At 69.4% G+C, this 19,387-nt stretch carries 21 protein-coding genes and 1 pseudogene; 10 read left to right on the forward strand and 12 right to left on the reverse strand.

Annotated elements, in window-relative coordinates; genetic code table 11:
- Nucleotides 1-245: 245 nt before the first annotated feature.
- Complete coding sequence (locus ABFX50_RS03870; RefSeq protein ID WP_346143249.1) at nucleotides 246-422, reverse strand: hypothetical protein; 177 nt, start codon at nucleotides 420-422, stop codon at nucleotides 246-248.
- Nucleotides 423-708: 286 nt separating this feature from the next.
- Complete coding sequence (locus ABFX50_RS03875; RefSeq protein WP_346143251.1) at nucleotides 709-1,125, reverse strand: plasmid replication, integration and excision activator; 417 nt, start codon at nucleotides 1,123-1,125, stop codon at nucleotides 709-711.
- Between the two features lie 149 nt (nucleotides 1,126-1,274).
- On the opposite strand from ABFX50_RS03875, the gene ABFX50_RS03880 reads away from it, so the two are divergent.
- Complete coding sequence (locus ABFX50_RS03880; protein ID WP_346143253.1) at nucleotides 1,275-1,670, forward strand: hypothetical protein; 396 nt, start codon at nucleotides 1,275-1,277, stop codon at nucleotides 1,668-1,670.
- Between the two features lie 4 nt (nucleotides 1,671-1,674).
- On the opposite strand, the gene ABFX50_RS03885 is transcribed toward ABFX50_RS03880, so the two are convergent.
- Nucleotides 1,675-2,604, reverse strand: a complete 930-nt coding sequence (locus ABFX50_RS03885) for a GntR family transcriptional regulator (RefSeq protein ID WP_346143255.1) — start codon at nucleotides 2,602-2,604, stop codon at nucleotides 1,675-1,677.
- 47 nt (nucleotides 2,605-2,651) lie between these two features.
- Entirely contained in the window at nucleotides 2,652-2,978 is a 327-nt protein-coding gene (locus ABFX50_RS03890) for a hypothetical protein (RefSeq protein WP_346143257.1), read from the reverse strand.
- 345 nt (nucleotides 2,979-3,323) lie between these two features.
- On the opposite strand from ABFX50_RS03890, the gene ABFX50_RS03895 reads away from it, so the two are divergent.
- On the forward strand, nucleotides 3,324-4,352 hold the full coding sequence (locus tag ABFX50_RS03895; protein ID WP_346143259.1) for a helix-turn-helix domain-containing protein: 1,029 nt from the start codon (nucleotides 3,324-3,326) through the stop codon (nucleotides 4,350-4,352).
- Here ABFX50_RS03895 and ABFX50_RS51270 read toward each other — a convergent pair.
- Together ABFX50_RS51270 and ABFX50_RS03900 are read right to left on the reverse strand one after the other, a co-directional pair.
- Nucleotides 4,301-4,849, reverse strand: a complete 549-nt coding sequence (locus tag ABFX50_RS51270) for a DUF6461 domain-containing protein (RefSeq protein ID WP_428834681.1) — start codon at nucleotides 4,847-4,849, stop codon at nucleotides 4,301-4,303. The two genes, ABFX50_RS03895 and ABFX50_RS51270, sit on opposite strands and share 52 nt — an antisense overlap.
- Before the next feature lie 700 nt (nucleotides 4,850-5,549).
- Nucleotides 5,550-6,113, reverse strand: a pseudogene (locus ABFX50_RS03900) (aldo/keto reductase); the annotation flags it as partial.
- A gap of 68 nt (nucleotides 6,114-6,181) precedes the next feature.
- Here ABFX50_RS03900 and ABFX50_RS03905 point away from each other — a divergent pair.
- Nucleotides 6,182-7,252 (forward strand): methyltransferase domain-containing protein, encoded by a 1,071-nt coding sequence (locus ABFX50_RS03905; protein ID WP_346143261.1) that lies wholly within the window; start codon nucleotides 6,182-6,184, stop codon nucleotides 7,250-7,252.
- A 12-nt stretch (nucleotides 7,253-7,264) separates the two neighbouring features.
- Here the strand turns inward: ABFX50_RS03905 and ABFX50_RS03910 are convergent, their stop codons facing one another.
- Both ABFX50_RS03910 and ABFX50_RS03915 read right to left on the reverse strand, forming a co-directional pair.
- The gene (locus ABFX50_RS03910) at nucleotides 7,265-8,290 is read right to left on the reverse strand and encodes a zinc-dependent alcohol dehydrogenase family protein (RefSeq protein ID WP_346143263.1); all 1,026 of its coding nucleotides are present in this window, start codon (nucleotides 8,288-8,290) and stop codon (nucleotides 7,265-7,267) included.
- A 1-nt stretch (nucleotide 8,291) separates the two neighbouring features.
- Complete coding sequence (locus tag ABFX50_RS03915) at nucleotides 8,292-9,122, reverse strand: helix-turn-helix transcriptional regulator (protein ID WP_346143265.1); 831 nt, start codon at nucleotides 9,120-9,122, stop codon at nucleotides 8,292-8,294.
- A gap of 102 nt (nucleotides 9,123-9,224) precedes the next feature.
- Here ABFX50_RS03915 and ABFX50_RS03920 point away from each other — a divergent pair, with 102 nt between their 5' ends.
- The 3 genes from ABFX50_RS03920 to ABFX50_RS03930 all read left to right on the forward strand — a co-directional run bounded on the left by ABFX50_RS03920 (nucleotide 9,225) and on the right by ABFX50_RS03930 (nucleotide 12,431).
- Complete coding sequence (locus ABFX50_RS03920) at nucleotides 9,225-9,932, forward strand: SDR family oxidoreductase (protein ID WP_346143267.1); 708 nt, start codon at nucleotides 9,225-9,227, stop codon at nucleotides 9,930-9,932.
- A 36-nt stretch (nucleotides 9,933-9,968) separates the two neighbouring features.
- Nucleotides 9,969-11,345 carry a glutamate-cysteine ligase family protein gene (locus ABFX50_RS03925; protein WP_346143269.1) on the forward strand — a complete coding sequence of 459 codons (1,377 nt, stop codon included), beginning with the start codon at nucleotides 9,969-9,971 and terminating at the stop codon, nucleotides 11,343-11,345.
- 63 nt (nucleotides 11,346-11,408) lie between these two features.
- Complete coding sequence (locus tag ABFX50_RS03930; protein ID WP_346143271.1) at nucleotides 11,409-12,431, forward strand: hypothetical protein; 1,023 nt, start codon at nucleotides 11,409-11,411, stop codon at nucleotides 12,429-12,431.
- 80 nt (nucleotides 12,432-12,511) lie between these two features.
- Here the strand turns inward: ABFX50_RS03930 and ABFX50_RS03935 are convergent, their stop codons facing one another.
- Nucleotides 12,512-13,228, reverse strand: coding sequence for a PaaX family transcriptional regulator C-terminal domain-containing protein (locus ABFX50_RS03935; RefSeq protein ID WP_346143273.1), 717 nt, complete (start codon nucleotides 13,226-13,228; stop codon nucleotides 12,512-12,514).
- A gap of 30 nt (nucleotides 13,229-13,258) precedes the next feature.
- Between ABFX50_RS03935 and ABFX50_RS03940 the strand changes: the two genes are divergently transcribed.
- Nucleotides 13,259-14,950 (forward strand): acyl-CoA dehydrogenase family protein, encoded by a 1,692-nt coding sequence (locus ABFX50_RS03940; protein WP_346143275.1) that lies wholly within the window; start codon nucleotides 13,259-13,261, stop codon nucleotides 14,948-14,950.
- A gap of 34 nt (nucleotides 14,951-14,984) precedes the next feature.
- Nucleotides 14,985-15,338 carry a VOC family protein gene (locus ABFX50_RS03945; RefSeq protein WP_346143277.1) on the forward strand — a complete coding sequence of 118 codons (354 nt, stop codon included), beginning with the start codon at nucleotides 14,985-14,987 and terminating at the stop codon, nucleotides 15,336-15,338.
- A 39-nt stretch (nucleotides 15,339-15,377) separates the two neighbouring features.
- Here ABFX50_RS03945 and ABFX50_RS03950 read toward each other — a convergent pair whose 3' ends face one another.
- Entirely contained in the window at nucleotides 15,378-15,593 is a 216-nt protein-coding gene (locus tag ABFX50_RS03950) for a helix-hairpin-helix domain-containing protein (RefSeq protein WP_346143279.1), read from the reverse strand.
- Between the two features lie 151 nt (nucleotides 15,594-15,744).
- Between ABFX50_RS03950 and ABFX50_RS03955 the strand changes: the two genes are divergently transcribed.
- Both ABFX50_RS03955 and ligD read left to right on the forward strand, forming a co-directional pair.
- Nucleotides 15,745-16,488, forward strand: coding sequence for a crotonase/enoyl-CoA hydratase family protein (locus ABFX50_RS03955; RefSeq protein ID WP_346143281.1), 744 nt, complete (start codon nucleotides 15,745-15,747; stop codon nucleotides 16,486-16,488).
- A 44-nt stretch (nucleotides 16,489-16,532) separates the two neighbouring features.
- Complete coding sequence (gene ligD / locus ABFX50_RS03960) at nucleotides 16,533-17,699, forward strand: non-homologous end-joining DNA ligase (protein ID WP_346143283.1); 1,167 nt, start codon at nucleotides 16,533-16,535, stop codon at nucleotides 17,697-17,699.
- Here ligD and ABFX50_RS03965 read toward each other — a convergent pair.
- Together ABFX50_RS03965 and ABFX50_RS03970 are read right to left on the reverse strand one after the other, a co-directional pair.
- Complete coding sequence (locus tag ABFX50_RS03965; RefSeq protein WP_346143285.1) at nucleotides 17,696-18,823, reverse strand: hypothetical protein; 1,128 nt, start codon at nucleotides 18,821-18,823, stop codon at nucleotides 17,696-17,698. The genes ligD and ABFX50_RS03965 overlap by 4 nt on opposite strands.
- A 72-nt stretch (nucleotides 18,824-18,895) precedes the next feature.
- Nucleotides 18,896-19,336: a nucleoside deaminase gene (locus ABFX50_RS03970; protein WP_183645711.1), complete on the reverse strand. Its 441-nt coding sequence runs from the start codon at nucleotides 19,334-19,336 to the stop codon at nucleotides 18,896-18,898.
- Between the last annotated feature and the right edge of the window lie 51 nt (nucleotides 19,337-19,387).

The following is a 19,387-nucleotide window of genomic DNA, read 5'->3' on the forward strand; positions in this document are numbered from 1 at the left end:
CTTTCCAGGCGAGTCCGACAAGTTCCTCGCCCGGGATCCGCCCGCACTTCACCTGTCTGATCGTCCCGTCACCGTCGTCCCACCCGTCAGGGAAGCGGGCCAGGGGCCAGAGGCGAAGGTGGAGCTCCCCACTGGAAGAACGACCTTCGCCTCTGGCCCCTGGTGTGCTGGGCTTGTCCTGGGGCGATGGTGACGGGACGATCAGGCTTCCACCTCAGCCACTGACAGCCTGACGCTCGTCACGATCATCCTTGATCCCGAGGCCCCCGCCGGAGGCTCTGTTTTGAGCGGCGTGCCATCACGCTGGCGACCCAGATAAGAAAGACGGCGGTCGGTAGGAGAAGGACGGTCCAGACGACGATCTGGCCGAAGAGAAGCGCGGCACCGCCGGGAAGGTCGATGTAGGCATCGTTCTCGTCCATGACGATGACCCTAATGGGCTGATGGAAGCCGGCGCCAAGGGCAGGCGCGGCCCGAGTGGCGGGCGCGCGCGAGAACGGCCCCCAGGCCGCACGCGCAGCGTGCGGCCCGCAAGCTCGGGCCGCGTGGCGGCGTGGAGCGCCGCCCTTGATTCCTATGAGCCCAATTCGGCAAGTTCGCCGAGCGCCAGAACGGGCGGATGCAGGGCGTAGGGGTGGCGGAGGGTGCGCGCGGCCTGGCCGGTGGTCAGGCGGATAACGCTGGTTCGGGGGGTACGACGGCGCGTCACTAAGCGGCGTCCTTTCCGGCCTGGGCCTTGCTCGGGGCGATGTGGCGGGGGGCGCGCATCTCGCGGACCTTGATCGAGTAGGCCAGACGGCCGTTGCCGTTGACGTAGGGCGTGACCGAGACGGTCTCGAACTCCACGGGCGTGAACGGCAGGCCCGGCATCGGCGCGGGCGGCACCGGCTGCACGGGGCTGAGGATCTTGACCGCGACGGTCTTCTGGGCGGGCTTGAGGGTCGGGTCACCGTCCATGACCGCGACCTGCCAGACCAGCTCTCCGGTCTGCTTGTCGCGGGCCTGCACGAACCGGCCGTTGGTCGAGGCGTCGAAGTCCTTGACGGGCTCGACCTCGCCGACGATGTAGCAGCCGTGCGGGAAGACTATGGGGAAGGTGACGGGGATCGGACCTTGCAGAGCCATAACGGCTCCCTTCTTGAGAGACAGTCACTTAACCTATCAAGTGATGCTCTGAGATTAACCCCGCGAAACTTGGTAGGTCAAGTGACTAGGAGAAGGTGACAGCCGTGTCACTGATCCGATAGACAGTCACATCGACACAGGGGGCTTCCATGCGGATCTTGACGGGATGCCTTACAGTCGCGGTGCTCGTTCCCTTAGCCGGAGTGCTCTTCCTCTTCGTGCCACCGATCTGGGAAGAGAACGCTCGACTCGACGAGTTCCACAACCGCGTCTCTGCATACCCTCTCCCGCCAAGGACACAGGTCAGCGACAGTGACACGGCGATCGGCCGGGCGCCCACCAACGGCGACTACTGCGAATACATCGTGCGCCTGACGCTTCAGACCGAGCTGTCGCCGGCAGACATCCAGGGTTACTACGGCAAGGCCGCCATTGTGGGAGTCTCCAGCCCTGCGCATATCTCTGCGGAGTCCCCCGCCAGCGGGTCCGTCGTTGTGGAGTTCTCAGACATCGACTCCAACCCCTGGGACCTGCGCTGCACATAGGCGACTACGCAACCGGGTAGGCGTCTTCCAGCTCGTGACGGTCGGCCGGGAGAAGAACCTCCACCACGACGAGAGGCCGGCCGGACGCATCCCGGACCGCCCCGAAGACCGCCAGCAGCGGCGTGTTCTTCGGCATGGCGAGCTTCTTGGCCTCATCCGCCGACGGCATGCGCGCGGTGATCTGCTCCACGACGTGATCGAAGCGGACGCCCTTGCGCGCCTTCAGGTGCTCGCGCAACCCCTGCGCCAGCGGCTCACCACTGGTCAGGTCGGTCCCCTCCGACAGCTCCAGAGGCAGCCACAGCGACACCAGCTCGGTCGGCCCGCCGTCACGGGCGATCAGCCGCCGCCGCAGGAACGCCTTGGCCTTCTGCGGCACGTCGAGCAAGGCGCCGATCCGGTTCGGCACGCCTACCGCGCCCGCTTCGAGCACCTCGCCGGGGGTGTCGGCCTCGGGAGTGGTGAGGTACGCCTGGCCGGGACGGTTGGATTCGACCGAGGCCATCGCCGGGCGGCCCCGCACGAAGCGGCCCTTGCCCTGCTGGGAGTCGATCCAGCCTTGCTCGCGCAGCATGCGCAGCGCGGCTACCACGGTGGGACGCGAGACGCCGAACTCTTGGATCAGCTGGTTCTCGCTGGGGAGGAGAGACCCTGGAGGGTAGTCTCCCGCCTCGATACGCCGTTGAAGGGTCTGCACGAGCTGCGCATACTTCGGCGGCACGGACTCTAGTGACATCATGACCGTCCTGCACCCAACAGGTTGTTTTACCAAGTGCGAGCGTAGCCCGCTCCGATGCGCATGTCCATGTGGCGTCCTCGCCAGAGCAAGAGACCCCGGTAGGCAGACGACGAGGCACCGCCGTACAGGCGTGGGATGGGCCACGAGCTGCCTACCGGGGAGAAAGAGGCGCGACGAGGCGGGCACCCGGAACATCGCAGGAACCCCTCCCTGCGGCTCAACACCGCCTCGCCGCGCCCGTCCTAGCGGCTCTTGATGTGGTCGGCCAGAGCCCCAGCCGCGCCTTCCGGGTCATCGACCCTGTGGCGCTTGTTGGCGTTCTGCCACGAGTAGTAGAGACCGCCGTACCCGACGAAGACCATCACCGGCAGCCCCGGCTCAGGCGTGTGCACCAACAGGGCACTGTTGCCGTCTCGCAGCTCGGCATTGATGCCGCGATCGATGAGGTGATCACGCAGTCGAACGAGCTTGTTCGTCTCGTCCTGCTTCGCCAGATCACCCATCGCCATGGCCATGGCCATGGCGATGGCGATGGCCATGGCCATGGCCATGGCCATGATCGAATTCACGTTCCGCTCCCTTCGGCCCGGCCGTCTCCGAGGCAGTCGAGACACGCCCGCTCCCCACCCATCTCTTGATCCGTACCGTCCTGCGCCACCAGCAGCGCACGACGCGAAATGCGCAGCTTGGACCCGACGCCCCGACACGAAGGGCAAGGGCGTGTCTCGCTCATCTCGTCTGGCCGGATCACCGTCGCCATCTCCTCGTCCATCCGGCGTTCCCTGTGGCGGGAGGCCGCTTGACGTACCGTGGTTGATTGATGGCAAGTCCACCGGCAAAACTGAACGGCGAGACCACCTAAGAGGCCCCCCTGATAGCCCCTTTTCGTCCCCCCCTCGAAAAGCAGGTTGCATATGGCAGAGGCGACGCCCAATGTTCAACTCCGTGCGTGGCGGGAGAACGCGCGTTTGACCCGAGCCGAAATGGCGAAAATGGTCATCCTCAGTACGAGCGGGGTGAAGCACAAGCTGGCCTGTGACGAGGAGCGCATCAGGCGGTGGGAAGCCGGGGAGGTCAAGTGGCCCCGCGAGCCGTACCGACAGGCGATCGCCGAGGTCACCCAGCTCAGCCCCGAGGATCTGGGATTCGTCCCGAATCGACGCGGTACTTCGTTCACAGCCCATCTCACCGACAGGGGAGAGAGTGACAGCGTGCGCCGCCGTGAATTCGTCGGCTTGACTGGAGCCGCTTTGTTCAGCGCCGTCCTGGGGCAGCCAGAGAAGGCATTGGACGCCAGTCGCCGTATCGAGAATCTCGCGGCAGTTCTGACCGACTACACCACGCCGGCGAATGGGCCGGCCGACTTGAAGGCCCTATCCTCCGCCGTAGTCGCCGCGAAGCAGAACTACCAAGCTTGTCGATATGCACAGGTTGTCGAAGCTCTACCCATGCTCCTCCGTAGTCTCCGCGCCGCTTGCGCCCAGCTGACCGGAGACGACCAGCTACGGGCTCACGCTCTGTCGGCCGAGGCTTACCACGTCGCGGCTTCCATCCTGTTGAAGCAGGACGACAAGGGCCTTGCCTGGCTCGCAGCTGATCGCAGCATGCAAGCCGCCCATGCCAGCCAGAGCCCGCTCATGATCGGCTCAAGCTCTCGCATCATCACTCACGCCCTGATGGACGGCGGGCACCATCGAGCGGCTACCCAGGCGACGCGCGCGTCACTTCATGTAGGAAGAAATCCTCTTACGTTCTTGCTGCTTGAGAGACGCGCTCATAGGGTCCAGACAAGCCTATTGACCTGCGCTTCCGCCATCGTGGCCGCCCGCCGCGTGTACTCCATTCAAGATCGAAAATGGGCGGCACAATGCCGGTTCGGCGACAAGTTTCTCTACAGGGTCAAGGGCTGTGCCGTTGAGCCGACCAGGGCAGTGCGTCCGTAACCACGCGTCAAGTGAACGCCTGTAGCTCGTTCCGCGAGGGCCAAGGCGGCGGAGGTCGGCTCAACGAACCCTGGCTCGTCGCCGTCGATGACCATCCCCAACTCAACGACGTCGGCAGCCAGGCGGTCTGGATCGGTGCCCTCACGATAGCGGTAGCTGGACAGGCCGAAGGTGGTGATCAGGCGGCCATCCTCGTAATAGGCGAAGTCGGCCCTATTGATCGTTACGTGTACGGCTGCTGCGGATGAGCCTTCAGACAGTATGTCGGACTTGTTGTGGACAATGCCTCCCCAGCCGTATTCGATCAGGACTGTTCCTCCACGAGCTGTACAAGCACCTGGAGGCCGAGACTCGAAGCCAGGTAGGGCTGAGACCGGTGAGGCTGCGAGGCGTCGCCTGACGCGAAGGCGGCAAGGCTGCGGGGGATGCCTCCCTCCATGGAGCTGGTACGGCGGCGCGGTTGATCTCCGGCCTTTCCGAGTGGCTGGGGGGCTCAGGCATCCCGCGCTGCCGTACCTACCTCCCGTTGGACGCCTGTACGATCACCTGGCTGTACCGGGGAACTCAGTGGCAACCCGACCCGGAGCACAGGGCCGTCAAGGCCCGAGCACCGGAAGCGGGGCGGCAGCTCTCTCGCGCTCCTGCGAAGACCGCTACAAAGTCGCGCTCCACACGCGACCGGTCGCGGTTCCGCGACCCGTCCCGCGACCAATAACACCCACGTGACCAGCTTCGATGTCTAGAGGTCGCGGGTAGCGGACATGTCCCGATCGCCTTAGAACGCCTCTCAAGGACCCGCCATGGGCCATCTAGCGCGACCGCGACCCAGCTGCCACCGTCCATCCAGCTCTTTCGCCGGGCCAATGGATCATGATCCGCATGGGCCGTCGCTCGTGGGGCCCGCCCGCCCGTGTGCGGTGGCGGGCGCGAACGGCCCCCAGGGCCGCACGCGCAAGCCCGCCAGGCCGCAAAGCGGGCGGGCGGGCCCGAGGCGAGCGAAGCGAGCCCTTGACCCTGTAGAGAAACTTGTCGCCGAACCGGCATTGTGCCGCCCATTTTCGATCTTGAATGGAGTACACGCGGCGGGCGGCCACGATGGCGGAAGCGCAGGTCAATAGGCTTGTCTGGACCCTATGAGCGCGTCTCTCAAGCAGCAAGAACGTAAGAGGATTTCTTCCTACATGAAGTGAACCACTTGTTGTAGTGCGGCTGCATGGAGACGAACCGCGTCCAGCCGTTGGCGGCGGCCACGTGCTGGGCCTTGGCGAACTGCCACGCCCACATCGAGGAGGCGCCGAGGTAGCGCGCCTTGCCCGCCTTCACGACCTCGTGCAGCGCCTCCATGGTCTCCTCGATGGGCGTCTCGTCGTCCCACCGGTGGATCTGGTACAGGTCCACGTAGTCGGTTCCGAGCCGCTCGAGCGAGGCGTCGATCGCGGCGTGGATGTGCTTGCGCGACAGGCCCCTGTCGTTCACGGCCGCACCGACGGGGAAGTACACCTTCGTGGCCAGGACATAGTCCTCACGCCTGGCGAAGATCTTGCGCAGCAGCCTTCCCGTCACGACCTCGCTGGCCCCGGAGGTGTAGACGTCGGCCGTGTCGAAGAAGGTGACGCCGGCCTCCGCCGCCCTGCGCACGATGGGCTCGGCCGCCTCCTCGGACAGCACCGAGTCCCACTCGCCCGGGTCGCCGTAGCTCATCATGCCCAGACAGATCCGGGAAACTTTCAATCCGGTGTTGCCAAGCCGTGTGTAGTCCATGAATGTCACTTTATGGGGGCCTGGTAGGCGTTCAAAGAGGATCAGAACCAAGCCCAAGTGAGGTGTCGATGGTCTCTGTCAAGCGCACAGCCGCCAGGATGCTGTTCGGATCCCGCTACAACAAAGTGCCGTGGGGGCAGCGGGTCTATGTCAGACCCGGCGAGCGCCTGATGCGCGAGGCGCAATGGCGCCTCAAGCTCAGAAGCGCGCGCGTGATGTCCCTGGAGGAGTACAAGGCCACCGTCCCGCTCGGCGAGATCGAGGAGTTCCTCTCCTGCATGATGTGCGGGGACTCTCGCCAGCAACCGCTGTTCGAGCCGACAGGGGGCAGGAACTGGCGCTACCACGTCGTGCGCTGTCCCTCGTGCGGCTTCCTCTACCGCAACCCCAACATCAGGCCCGAACGGCTCGGCGACCTGTACGCCAACTCCTACAGCAGCTTCCTGACCGGCAAGTACGCCGCCAACAGGCAGCGCCGCTACCAGCTGACCATGGACGCCTTCGCGCCGGTCTTCGAGCACGGCGAGGGACGGCGGCTGCTCGACTTCGGCTGCGGAGCCGGCCTGTTCCTTGAGCTGGCCGAGCAGCGCGGCTTCGACGCGGTGGGCGTCGACCTCTCACCCGACTCCGTCGAGCAGGCCAACGCCAGGCTCACCAAGGCCAGGGCCTACTTCGGCGCTCCCGAGGACGTGCCCGAGATCGCCGCCGGCGGGTTCGACGTGATCACACTGTGGTCGGTGCTGGCCCACCTGCCGAGGCCGCTGGAGGACTTCGAGCGGTTCAGGCACCTGCTGGCGCCCGGAGGGGTGCTGCTCATCCTCACGGTGAACGCCGGGTCGCTGCTGCTCAAGGCCTACGAGTCGGGGTGGAGCGGGTTCACCAAGAACCACCTGATGTTCTACTCCTCCGCCACGCTGCCCACGCTGCTCGGCCGTACCGGCTTCGGCGGGGTGGCCTACGCGCCGCACTACGGCGACACGATCGAGGCGGGCACCTCGCAGCTGCCCGGGCCGCTGCGCGCCAGGCTGCGGCGGGCGGTGGAGAACAGCGACGGCGGCAACATGATGCGCGCGCTGGCCTTCGCCGACGACGAGGCGATCAGCAGGTGGGGACAGCGGCTGCGGGTGCGCAGGCTGTGACGTCGGGCCCGGCTAGGGCACGATCATGGTCACGCCCGGCACCGAGCCGATCGAGGCGAGCGCCTTGCCTGCGTCGGCCAGGCCGATCGTGCGGGTGACGAGCTGGTCGGGGTGGAGCGTGCCTGCCCTGATCAGCTCCATCATCGGTGCGTAGGCGTGGGCGGCCATGCCGTGGCTGCCGAGCAGGCGCAGCTCGTGGGCGATCACCCTGCCCATGGGCAGCGGCGTGTGCCCGCCGGGCAGCAGTCCCACCTGCACGTGGCGGCCCCTGCGGCGCAGGCTCTCGATCGAGGCGGCCGCGGTCTGCGGGCTGCCCAGCGCGTCGATCGAGACGTGCGCCCCGCCCCTGGTCAGCTCCCTGACCTGGTCGGCCGCGTCACCCGATGAGGCGTTGACGAAGTGGGTGGCGCCCGCCCGCTCGGCCAGGTGCAGCGCGTCGGTGCTGACGTCGACGGCCACGACGCGCGCCCCGGCGGCGGTGGCGATCATGATGGCGGACAGCCCGACGCCGCCGCACCCGTGCACCGCCACCCACTCGCCCGGCCTGGCCTCCCCGACGTGCGCGACGGCTCTGAAGGCGGTGGCGAAACGGCAGCCGAGGCCCGCGGCGGTGCTGAACTCCATGTCCTCGGGCACCGTGATGAGGTTGACGTCGGCGTGGTCGATCGCGACGTAGTCGGCGAAGGAGCCCCAGTGGGTGAAGCCGGGCTGCGTCTGCCGTTCGCACACCTGCTGCTCACCGGCCGCGCAGGCGGCGCACGCGCCGCAGGCGCAGATGAAGGGGACGGTCACCCTGTCGCCCTCGCGCCAGCCGCGCACGTCGGCCCCGACGGCCGCCACCACGCCCGCCAGCTCGTGACCTGGCACGTGCGGCAGCACCTTGATGTCGGGGTCGTGCCCCTGCCATCCGTGCCAGTCGCTCCTGCACAGGCCCGTGGCGGCCACCTTGATCACGACGCCGTGGGATGCGGGAGTGGGATCGGGCAGCTCCCGCAGGTCCAGCTCCCCGCCGAACAGGTCAAACGTCACCGCGCGCATCTCATGAGCTTAGGGTCACCTCCCGCAACCTGCGCAAGGCCTGGTGAGAGGGGGAGCCAGGTTCGGTGGTGTAGAGGACCAGCCGCAGGTCCTCCCTGTCGGGCACCGGCAGGACCTGGCAGATCGCCTCGATCACGCCGACGGCCGGGTGGGCGATCTGCTTGCGCTGCTCCCTGCGCACCTTCACCTCGTGCTCGGCCCACAGGGCGGCGAACTCGGGGCTGAGCGCGAGCATCTCCGCGACCAGCGCCTGGATGCCGGCGTCGCCGGGGTAACGGCCCGCCGCCCAGCGCAGGTCGGCGACAGCGGCGCGGGCGAAGCGGCCCTTCTCCTCGTCGCTCAGGTGCTCGGCCAGGTCGGGGGAGCGGAACACCCAGCGGATGACGTTCAGGTCGTCGCGCGACCGGCTGTCGAGACCGCCCATGAGCGCGGCGGCCATGGGATTCCACGCCAGGATGTCGTACTTCGCGTCGAGCACGTAGGCGGGCACCTCCTCCAGGAAGGCGATCAGGTGCAGGATCGACCGCGGCACGTCGCCGCGCAGCCGCTCGGGCTCCAGCGCCTGCCCGGCCAGATGGAACAGGTGCGCGCGCTCGTCGGCGGACAGCATCAGCGCCCTGGACAGCGCGTTGAGCACCTGCCGCGAGGGATGCGGGCCCCTGCCCTGCTCGAGGCGGATGTAGTAGTCGATCGACATGCCCGCCAGCTGGGCGACCTCCTGCCTGCGCAGCCCGGGAGTGCGGCGGCGCCCGCTCTCGGGCAGCCCCACCTCGCGGGGTGTCACCCGCGCGCGGCGGCTGCGCAGGAATTCGGCCAGCTCCTCACGGTTCATGCCGCCAGTCTCGTCCACCCGGCCGAAGCGTGGGTGGTACCGCCGATCCCAGCCTCGCGGGGTCTCTCCCGCCCGGCCGCCGAGGCGACCAGCGTGGAGGCCATGACGACAGCTCTCATCACAGGCGCGAACAAGGGAATCGGCTTCGAGATCGCCAGGCGGCTCGGCGAGCGCGGCATCACCGCGATCGTGGGAGCGCGGGACGAGGAGCGCGGCAGAGCCGCCGCGGAGCGGCTCGGGCAGCCGTACGTGCGGCTCGACGTCACCGACCCCGGCAGCGCGCAGGACGCGGCCAAGTGGATCGAGCAGGAGCACGGCGGCCTCGACATCCTGGTCAACAACGCGGGCATCACCGTCTGGCAGGACGACGACAGGCCCAGCGCCACCTCCGCCGACGTGCTCAGGCAGGTCTACGAGGTCAACGTGTTCGGCGTCGTGACCGTCACCAACGCGATGCTGCCGCTGCTGCGGCGTTCACCGGCGGGCCGGGTCGTGAACATGTCGAGCGAGCTCGGCTCCATCGCCATGGCGATCGACCCCGAGAGCCCCTTCTGGCCCTTCAACCTGATGGCCTACAACTCCTCCAAGGCCGCGCTCAACATGATCACCGTCTCCTACGCCAAGGAGTTGTGGGACACCCCGATCAAGGTCAACGCCGCCAACCCCGGCTACTGCGCGACCGATCTCAACGGCCACACCGGCCACCGTACGGCCGAGCAGGGCGCCGAGATCGGCGTCCGCCTGGCCACCCTGGACGGCGAGGGCCCGAGCGGCGCGTATCTGCAGGACGAAGGGACACTTCCGTGGTGAGGTGTGGACACCTTCTGACCGGACAGTAACCGGGGCATGGGACAAGATGTGGACAAGGAGCGCTTCTCCGAGGCGGACTACCTTCGCTTCGGGGAGCGCCTCACCGAGCAGCTGGCCGAGCTTCGCGAGCTGCTCGATAGACCGGGCTTCGGCGACGGTGTCACCACCGTGGGCGCCGAGCTCGAACTCTTTTTGATCGACGAGCGCGGCAGGCCGCTGCCGCGCAACGCCGAGGTGCTCGACAAGCTCGGTGACGACCGGCTGGTCGTGGAGCTCGGCCGCTACAACGTGGAGGCCAACCTCACCCCGCTGCCGTTGGCGGGCAGGCCGTTCACGGCGCTCGCGAGCGAGATGCAGGAGCTGTTCAAGGCCGTCGACGGCGCGATCGACGGCGGGGGAGCGCTGCCCATCGGCATCCTGCCCACCCTCGGTACGGGCGACTTCACCCATGCCGCGATCAGCGACGAGGCGCGCTACCGCGCGATGGGCAGAGGCATGCGCAGGCTGCGGCTCGAGCCGTTCATCGTCCAGATCGACGAGCTCGAGCTGGAGGTGGAGGACATCATCCTGGAGGCGGCCAACACCTCGTGGCAGGTCCACCTGCGCACGCCCGCCTCCGATTTCGCCAGGCTCTACAACGCCGCCCAGCTGGCGATCGGTCCCGTGCTGGCCGCGAGCGGCAACTCGCCCCTCTTCCTGGGCAGACAGCTGTGGGAGGAGACGAGGATCGCGCTGTTCGAGGAGGCCTCGGACGACCGTGACGTCGAACGCCGCTTCCGCAGGGACGGCCGCGTCACCTTCGGCTCCGACTGGGTGCGCTCGGGCGCCTTCGAGCTGTTCGAGCGGTACGTGCGCGACTACGAGCCGGTCATCCCCGCGCTGTCGGACGAGGGTGAGCTGCCCGAGCTGCGGCTGCACCTGGGCACGATCTGGCAGTGGAACAGGCCCGTCTACGACCCGGCCGACGGCGGCCACCTCCGCATCGAGTTCCGTGCCCTTCCCGCCGGGCCCACCTGCGCCGACATGGCCGCCAACACCGCCTTCCTGATCGGCCTCACGCTGGCACTGGCCGAGAGGGACCTGACGGAGCTGCCCTTCGGCGACGCCTACCAGAACTTCTACCGCGCCGCCATGCGTGGACTGCAGGCCAAGCTCACCTGGGAGGGGCAGGAGGTGCTCGCCTCCGACCTGGTGCTGTCGCTGCTGCCCGAGGCGAAGGCGGCGTTGCTGCGGGCGGGCGTCGACCCCGCCGACGCCGACCTCGACGTCATCGCCCAGCGCGTACGGCTGGGCCGTACGGGAGCGGTCTGGCAGCGGGAGACGCTGGCCGAGCTGGGAGGAGACAGCGAGGCGCTGGTGCGCAGGTATCACGAGAACGCGCTGACGGGATTGCCCGTTCACATGTGGCGATAACCGAACCAGAAGCCCCTTTCGCCCGTCAAAGTATCGCAAAGACGGGATAAAGCGAGGGCAACGATGATGCTTCCTGCGGACAAGGGCGCTTTCACGCTGAGACGGGCCACGGGGACGCTGGCCGAGGGCGCCGACAAGCTGGCCGCCGACCTCGGCGCCGCGTCCGTGGAAGCGGTGCTGGCCCAGGCCAACAGGAAGGCGGTGCGCAAGGGGGCGCCCGCCGCGTTCGGCACCATGCGGCCGAGGCCGCACGAGTGGTACGCCTTCGACGAGAAGGACAACGACACCCCCGACTGGTATCCGCAGGGTCTGACCTGCTCCGAGGACGCGGGCTCCGCGGGGGTGCCGGCCTTCGTCGCCAGCTGGTACTTCAAGCCCCTGCCCCCCGTGGCCGAGCGGGGCATCAGGGTGACGTTCCTGAGCCCGCAGACCCTGCGCTACCAGCACGCGCTGCTCGTGGAGGCCAGGCCGGACGGCTCCTACACCCCGATCAACATCCACGCGGGCGGCATCGCGTGGTACGGCGAGCACCTGTACGTCGCCGACACCAAGCGCGGCCTGCGCGTCTTCGACGTCGGCAAGATCCTCGACCTGCGGACGGTCCAGAGCGACCTGGGCGACGGGGCGCGGGTCGGCCGGTCGGAGGGCAGGTTCCACGCCTTCGGCTACCGGTACGTGATCCCGCAGACCGACTTCTGGCGGGTCGTCACGCCGGGAGCGCACTTCTCCTTCGTCGCGGTCGACCGCAGCACCAGCCCGCACACGCTGATCTCCGGCGAGTACGACGGCGAGGCGCCGACCGGCAGGGTGGCCAGGTGGGCCCTCGACCTGACCGACGGGGTGCCGGTCGACGCGTACACGATGGGGCAGGCCAAGATCCAGGGGGTGGTGTCGCACGGCGGGAGGTGGTACCTCAGCCAGACCGTCGACGCCCGCTCGAACGGCAGGCTCGTCGTGGAGTCCGGCGGCAAGGTGTCGGTCAGGGCCTTCCCCGTCGGGCCCGAGGACCTGACGGTCTCGGGGAAGCGGCTGTGGAGCGTCACCGAGTTCAGGAACCGCAGAGTCATCTTCGGCGTCGACCTCTGACCTCCGGGCTTTCCGGCTCCGTCGGTCCGATTCTTCCCGATCGCTCATGCGGGAAGCGGGTCAGCGGGGGGAGGGCGGGGTCAGCTGTTGAGGTGGGCCTGCAGCGCCCTGCGGTAGTCGCGGTCGAAGTCGTCGTAGCGGGCCCGTAGCCGCGCCCCCGGCCAGTCCTGCGGCAGCAGTTCGGCGGGCAGCAGCGGGTCGGCCAGCAGATGCCGCAGCACCGCCGCCGACACCAGGAACCCCTCGGCCAGCCCCTCCGCCTGGCCGAGAGCCCGCTCCAGCCTGCGCGCCTCGGCCGCCCACCCGTCGAGGTCCCACAGCAGCGCCGTCGGATCCTCCCTCGGCCGCCCGTCGACGAGCGTGCACTGCGCGGTGACGACCTCCGGCCACCGCCTGATCAGGTTGGCGGGACGCAGCCAGGTGCCCTCCCGCAGCTCGGCCAGGCGCAGCGCCGTCATGGTGTGCCGCAGGGCCGCCCTGTCGGACGGCGCGCGCCGCTCGGCCGTCACGATCGCGATCTCCCACGTGCCGTCCCACGGCCTGGTGTGCGGGGAGCGGCTCTCGTCCTGCCTGGCCTGCCGCTCGCGCAGCCGCTCGGACAGCTCGTAGCGCCCGTCGTCCTGCACCAGGTCGCCGGCGGCGACCATGCGGGACAGCGCCACCCGCACGGTGCCCTCCGCGATGCCGAACACCTCCCCGACGCGCACGAGAGCCCTGCTCGGCAGGCGCGGAGGATGGCTGCCGAGCAGCGCGCTCAGGACGGCGGAGCGGGCGGTGAGAGTATTACGGTCTTCCATCGCGTGTCGAGTATATGTAACACTCCGAGAATGGCGAGCTATCTGATCGAACCCGTGGACGGCCCGAGCGGCCGCTACGACACCGCGCGCTACCAGGGCGCCGCGGGCCGCAACTGGTGGACGAGCGACCCCTCGCTGCAGTTGCCGATGCGCCGTCACCTCGGAGAGGGCTACGGCTGGGCCGAGCCCCACCTGTCCCGCCTCGGCGCGCTGATGGGCGGGCCGATCGCAGCCTACGCGGAGGAGACCGACCGCAACCCGCCCCGCCTGGAGAAGTACGACAGGTGGGGCCGCGACGTCAGCCAGGTCGTCATGCCGCCGTCGTTCACGTCGGCTCGCGAGGCGCTCATGGCCGACAACTTCACCTCGCCTGGCTTCGCCGCCACCGCGAAGGACAACGGCGCCGACCCCGCCGCGCTGGGCGCCGCCTGGACCTACCTGCTCGACCAGGCCGACATCGGGATGGGCTGCGCGCTGGGCACGGGCGGCGACATGGTGGTCTCCCTCGCCGAGAAGCACGCGCCCGCCGACGTCCTCGAACGAGTCCGCGCGATCTTCGCCAACGGCTTCTACTCCGGCGAGGCCGCCCAGATGTTCACCGAGCGGACCGGCGGCTCCGACCTGGCCGCGCTGGAGGCCGCCGCCACGCCCGACGGGCAGGCGTGGAGCCTCACGGGCCTCAAGTGGTTCGCCTCCAACGCCAACGGGTCGGCGTTCGTGGTGCTGGCCAGGCTCCCCTCGGGCGACGTGGCTCCCTTCCTCGTGCTGTGGGAGCGCAGGGACGGCGCGCGCAACGCCGTACGGATCAGGAGACTGAAGGACAAGCTCGGCACCAGGTCGGTCGCCTCCGCCGAGGTCGAGTTCACCGGGGCGGAGGCCTTCCTCCTCGCGGGCTCGGGGTCGGGCTCGGGGCTCGGCACGATGATGAAGCTCACCAACGCCTCCAGGCTCGGCGTGGCCATGATGGGTCTCGGCGTCGCGCGCAGGGCGCTGGTGGAGTCCCTGTGCTACGCCTCGGCGCGCGAGGCTTTCGGCAGGCGCCTGATCGACCAGCCGCTCATGCGGCGCAAGCTGGCCGAGCTCGTCGTGGAGGTCGAGGCCGTCCAGGCGCTGGTCTTCGACGGACACCTCGGCCCGCGCCTGCGTCTGGCCCCCGCGCTGGTCAAGCTGCGCGCCGCCAGGCTGGGGGTGCACGCCGCCAGCGACGCCATCGAGATCCACGGCGGCAACGGCTACATCGAGCAGTGGCCGGTCGCCCGCCTGCTGCGCGACGCCCAGGTGAACCCGATCTGGGAGGGCGGCGACAACATCCTCTGTCTGGACGTACGGCGGGCGATGCTTCGCGAGGCGGCTCACGAGCCGTTCCTCGAGCGCCTGACCGCGGCCGTCGAGCAGGCCCCGCCCGGCTCGGGAGACCTGGTCCGCGGCCGGATCGACGACCTCCGCAAGGCGATCACCGTCTGGTCCTCGCTCGACCCTGTCACGGCGGAGGCGCGGCTGTATCCGCTGGCCCAGTTCATGGCGGACGTCTACGCGGCGGCTCTGCTGCTGGAGCAGGCGGGCTGGGAGCAGCGCTCGGGGCACGGCGACCGCAAGGCCCTGGTCGCCCGTCTCTACGCCGACGCCCACCTGGCCGACCACGGCCCGCTGCGCGGCCTCGACCGCACGGCGGAGGACCTGGACCGCTTCGACGACCTTGTCGCGGGAGCCGTCACGCTCTGATCTGGGCGGGGCCGTTCTGAGCTAGGTTGCCGTCATGAGTGAAATCGGCTTCGGTCTGGTGCTCGATGTCGCCGACCCTGACACGCTCGCGCCCTTCTGGGCCGAGGCGCTCCATTACTCCGTGGTCGGCGGCGTGGGCAACTACGTCATGCTGCGGCCTGAAGGCCGCAGCGGCCCGCGTCTGCTCCTGCAGAAGGTGAAGGAGGGCAGGACCGGCAAGAACCGCATGCACCTGGACCTCGATGCCGCCGACATCGAGGCCGAGGTGAACCGGCTGGAGGCCCTCGGCGCCCGGCGGCTGGAGAACGGCGAGGTGGAGGAGCACGGTCACCGCTGGGTCGTCATGGCAGACCCTGAGGGCAACGAGTTCTGCGTGGGCGAGTCCTGAGCCACCTGCGCCTCCGAACGCGCCGCACAGGCCGCAGGCTCAGGAGTCGGCGAAGGCGAGCCCCCTGGCCGCCAGCTCCTCCTCGAGGATCCTGATGGCCTTGGGCCCCACGCCATGGATGCGCAGGAGCTGCGCGGGCGTCACGCCCGTCAGCTGGTCGTAGCGGGTGTAGCCGTTGAGGGCCAGCTCGCGAGGGGCCACCTTGCCCATCCGCGGCGGGAACTCCGTCGGCTGCGCGGCATCGTGAGTCGCCATCTCGCCCCTCCCTGGTCGCCGGCCGATGACCTGGATCACGGCGAGCCTAGACGACCGATCCTCTCGGCGCGGACGCGACGGACCCGCCGCCGGCGCTGGCTACGATCGGCTGGCCCGGGAGAAGGCGCCGGCCTGACGAACGGAGAAGCAGATGACCGTGCGCGTCGAGAGAGAGGGCGCCGTCACCACGGTGGTGCTCTCCCGCCCTGAGGCCCGTAACGCCGTCGACCGCGCGACCGCGGACGCGCTGAGCGAGGCGTTCGCCGCGTTCGAGGAGTCGGACGCCTCGGTCGCCGTCCTGTGGGGCGAGGGCGGGACCTTCTGCGCGGGCGCCGATCTCAAGCGCCTCGACAACCACGTCGGCGAGGAGGGCGGCGGCCCGATGGGGCCGACCAGGATGCGGCTGTCCAAGCCGGTCATCGCGGCCGTCGCGGGCCACGCGGTGGCCGGAGGCCTGGAGCTCGCGCTCTGGTGCGACCTGCGGGTGGCCGAGGAGAGCGCGGTCTTCGGCGTCTTCTGCCGCCGCTGGGGCGTCCCTTTGATCGACGGCGGCACCGTACGGCTGCCGCGCCTCATCGGCCTGTCCCACGCCATGGACCTGATCCTCACCGGCAGGCCGGTCCCCGCCGGCGAGGCGCTGCGCATGGGACTGGCCAACAGGCTCGTCCCCGAAGGGCAGGCCCGCCAGGCGGCCGAGGCGCTCGCCCGCGACCTGGCCAGGTTCCCGCAGGCGTGCATGCGAGGCGACAGGCTCTCCGCACTTGAGCAGTTCGGCCTGCCGGAGCGGGAGGCGATGGGCAACGAGCTGCGGCACGGCGTGGCCGCCCTCGGCGAGGCGGCGCACGGCGCCGCCCGCTTCGCCGAGGGCGCCGGCCGCCACGGCGACTTCTCCTGAGGGGGTCAGGGATCTTGTCGGGGGGCGCCGCGTAAGGTGAGGGCATGCCGGACATCGACGGTGTGACGATCACCAGCCAGGACAAGGTGATCTTTCCTGAGGGCGGGCGGACCAAGCTCGACCTGATCCGCTACTACCAGGCCGTCGCCGACGGCGCCCTGCGCGGCGTCTTCGGACGACCCATGATCCTCAAGCGGTTCGTGCACGGCATCGAGCAGGAGGCCTTCTTCCAGAAGCGCGCTCCCGCCAAGCGTCCTGACTGGGTCGAGGTCGCCGAGCTGCGCTACCGGTCGGGACGCAGCGCGGAGGAGGTCGTCGTCACCGACGTCCGCCAGCTGCTGTGGGTGGTCAACCTCGGCTGCGTCGACCTCAACCCGCATCCGGTGCGCGCCGCCGATCTGGCCCACCCCGACGAGCTGCGCATCGACCTCGACCCGGTGCCTGGGGTGCAGTGGGGCCAGGTGGTGGAGACCGCGCAGGTGGCCCGTGAGGTGCTCGCCGACCACGGCCTGACGGCCTGGCCCAAGACGTCGGGCTCACGCGGCTTCCACGTCTATGCCCGCATCACCCCCGACTGGCCCTTCGCCCAGGTACGGCAGGCCGCCGAGGCCGTCGCCCGCGAGGTCGAGCGCCGCGCGCCCGACCTGGCCACCAGCAGGTGGTGGAAGGAGGAGAGGCAGGGCGTCTTCGTCGACTACAACCAGAACGCCTACGACCGCACCGTCGCCTCGGCCTACTCGGTCAGGCCCGTCCGTGACGCCCGCGTGTCCACACCGCTGACGTGGGACGAGGTGCCCGGGTGCCGTCCCGAGGAGTTCACGATCGACACCGTGCCCAAGCGGTTCGCCGCCCTCGGCGACCCGTGGGAGGACATGGATCTGCACGCGGGCTCGCTGGCCCCGCTCCTCGAGCTGGCCGAGTCGCAGGGGCCGCCGCCCGAACGCGCCGAGCTGCCGCTGATCGAGATCGCCAGGGCGCAGCACAAGGACGAGGCGCTGGCCGGGCTCGAGCGCTGGAAGGCCCGCCACCAGCCGGTCGTGGAGTTCCTCGAACCCGCCGACGTGCTGGTGGACGGCATGCGCGGCCGCAGCAGCGTGTGGTACCGCATCAGAGTCAACCTGCAGCACGTGCCCGCCGACCTGCGTCCCGAGCAGGAGGCGCTGGAGATCGACTACAACCCGTGGCCTGAGGACTGGCGCCCGCCCGGCTAGACCCGCTGCTCGGCGTCGTGCCCGTGGTCCTGGACGTGGTCCTGGACGTGCTCCTGTTCGAGGTCGTGGTCGAGTTCGGCGATGACCGCCGTCACGGGCGTGCACGCCGGCAGCCTGGGAGAGCTGAAGTAGCCGGGCTTGTGCGCCCTCAGCAGCGCCTCGCCGTCGAGCTGCCAGGTGAAGCCGCGCCTGCCGAGCAGCGTGGCGAACAGCCTGCCTGCCCGTTCGGGATCGCGGGCGGCCAGGCGCCTGATCGGCACCGGTGAGACGGAGTCGCCGCGCAGGTAGCGGCTGATCGCGTCGCGGTAGCGGGCCCTGGTCACCAGCGAGGGGTCGGCGAAGGCCTCCTCCACCGCGCCGAAGTCGGTGTAGTAGCCGAGCCCGTCGCGCTCGTCGAAGATCAGCGCGACCGTCTCCTCCCGCGCCAGGTGGTCGGGAAAGCTCATCGAGGTGAACGCGCCCATCCGCGCGGCGACCTCGGCCCCCTGCATCACGACCAGGTCGGAGCCGAAGTGCTCGGTGAACTGCCGCCGCTGCGCCGCCTGGATCTGCCAGGCCTCGGCCAGCAGGGCGGGGTTGCGGAACACCCTGGCCGGGTTCCGCAGCGCGGCCTCGGCCGCGGCCCGCACCAGCTGCCTGCGCGCGTCGGGGGTGTAGACGGCGGGCGTGGCGCTGATCATCCAGTCGTCGAAGGTGACGGGGATGAGCCTGCCGACCATGAACATGCCGGGGTCGAGCGCCTCGAAGGCGTCCTCGCCCAGGTCGGAGTGGGCGGTGTAGGTGAGCTCGTCGATCAGGTTGTGCAGGATGAGCGCGGGGCCAGCGACGGTGCGGACCTCGAAGATGCCCTCGACGACGTCCTTCCAGCCGAGCACCATCGCCCGCTCGGCCTCGTGCAGCTCGGGCCGCTCGGCCAGGAACCTGTCGATCAGCAGGTCGCCGCCCGGCAGGCGGTACTCCAGCGCGAAGTGGTCGAGAGCGAGCGCGGAGGTCGCCTCGTCCGTGACGACCCCGTCGGGGAAGAATCGGCTGTACACCAGGCCGAGCTCCCTGGTGAACCTTCCTGACACCGCGAACTCCAGCAGCTCGGGTTTCAGCTCCGCGGCACGCGCGAGTAGATCCATGGGGCGACCTTAGCCGCGTGCCGTACCGGCTTGAGGTGATTTTCGGTAACCGGCCGGTCACGCGCGGCCACGTCAGGACGGCTGGCCGATGTCCTCGTTCCACACCTCCGGCCAGCGTTCGATAAAGGCCGCCATGAGCGAGCGGCACTCGGCGGAGTCGGCCACCACGACCTCCACCCCGTGCGCGAGGAGAAGGTCCTCTCGCCCCATGAAGGTGCGGTTCTCTCCGATCACCACCCGGGGGATCTCGTAGAGCAGGATCGCCCCCGTGCACATCGCGCAGGGCGACAGCGTGGTGTACATGGTCGCGCGCCGGTAGACCCGCGCCGGCCTGCGCCCTGCCCGCTCCAGCGCGTCGGTCTCGCCGTGGCGGATGACGCTGCCCTCCTGCACCCTGCGGTTGCGTCCCGCGCCCAGCACCTGGCCGTCGGCCACCAGCGCCGCGCCGACCGGCACCCCGCCCTCGGACAGGCCGAGCCTGGCCTGCTCGACGGCGATCTCCAGGAAGTCCATCAGGCCACCCTAGGCTGCAACCGGCGTGCAAGCCCGTGAGCCTACCTTTGG

The organism is Nonomuraea recticatena (assembly GCF_039533245.1).
GTDB lineage: Bacteria > Actinomycetota > Actinomycetes > Streptosporangiales > Streptosporangiaceae > Nonomuraea > Nonomuraea roseola.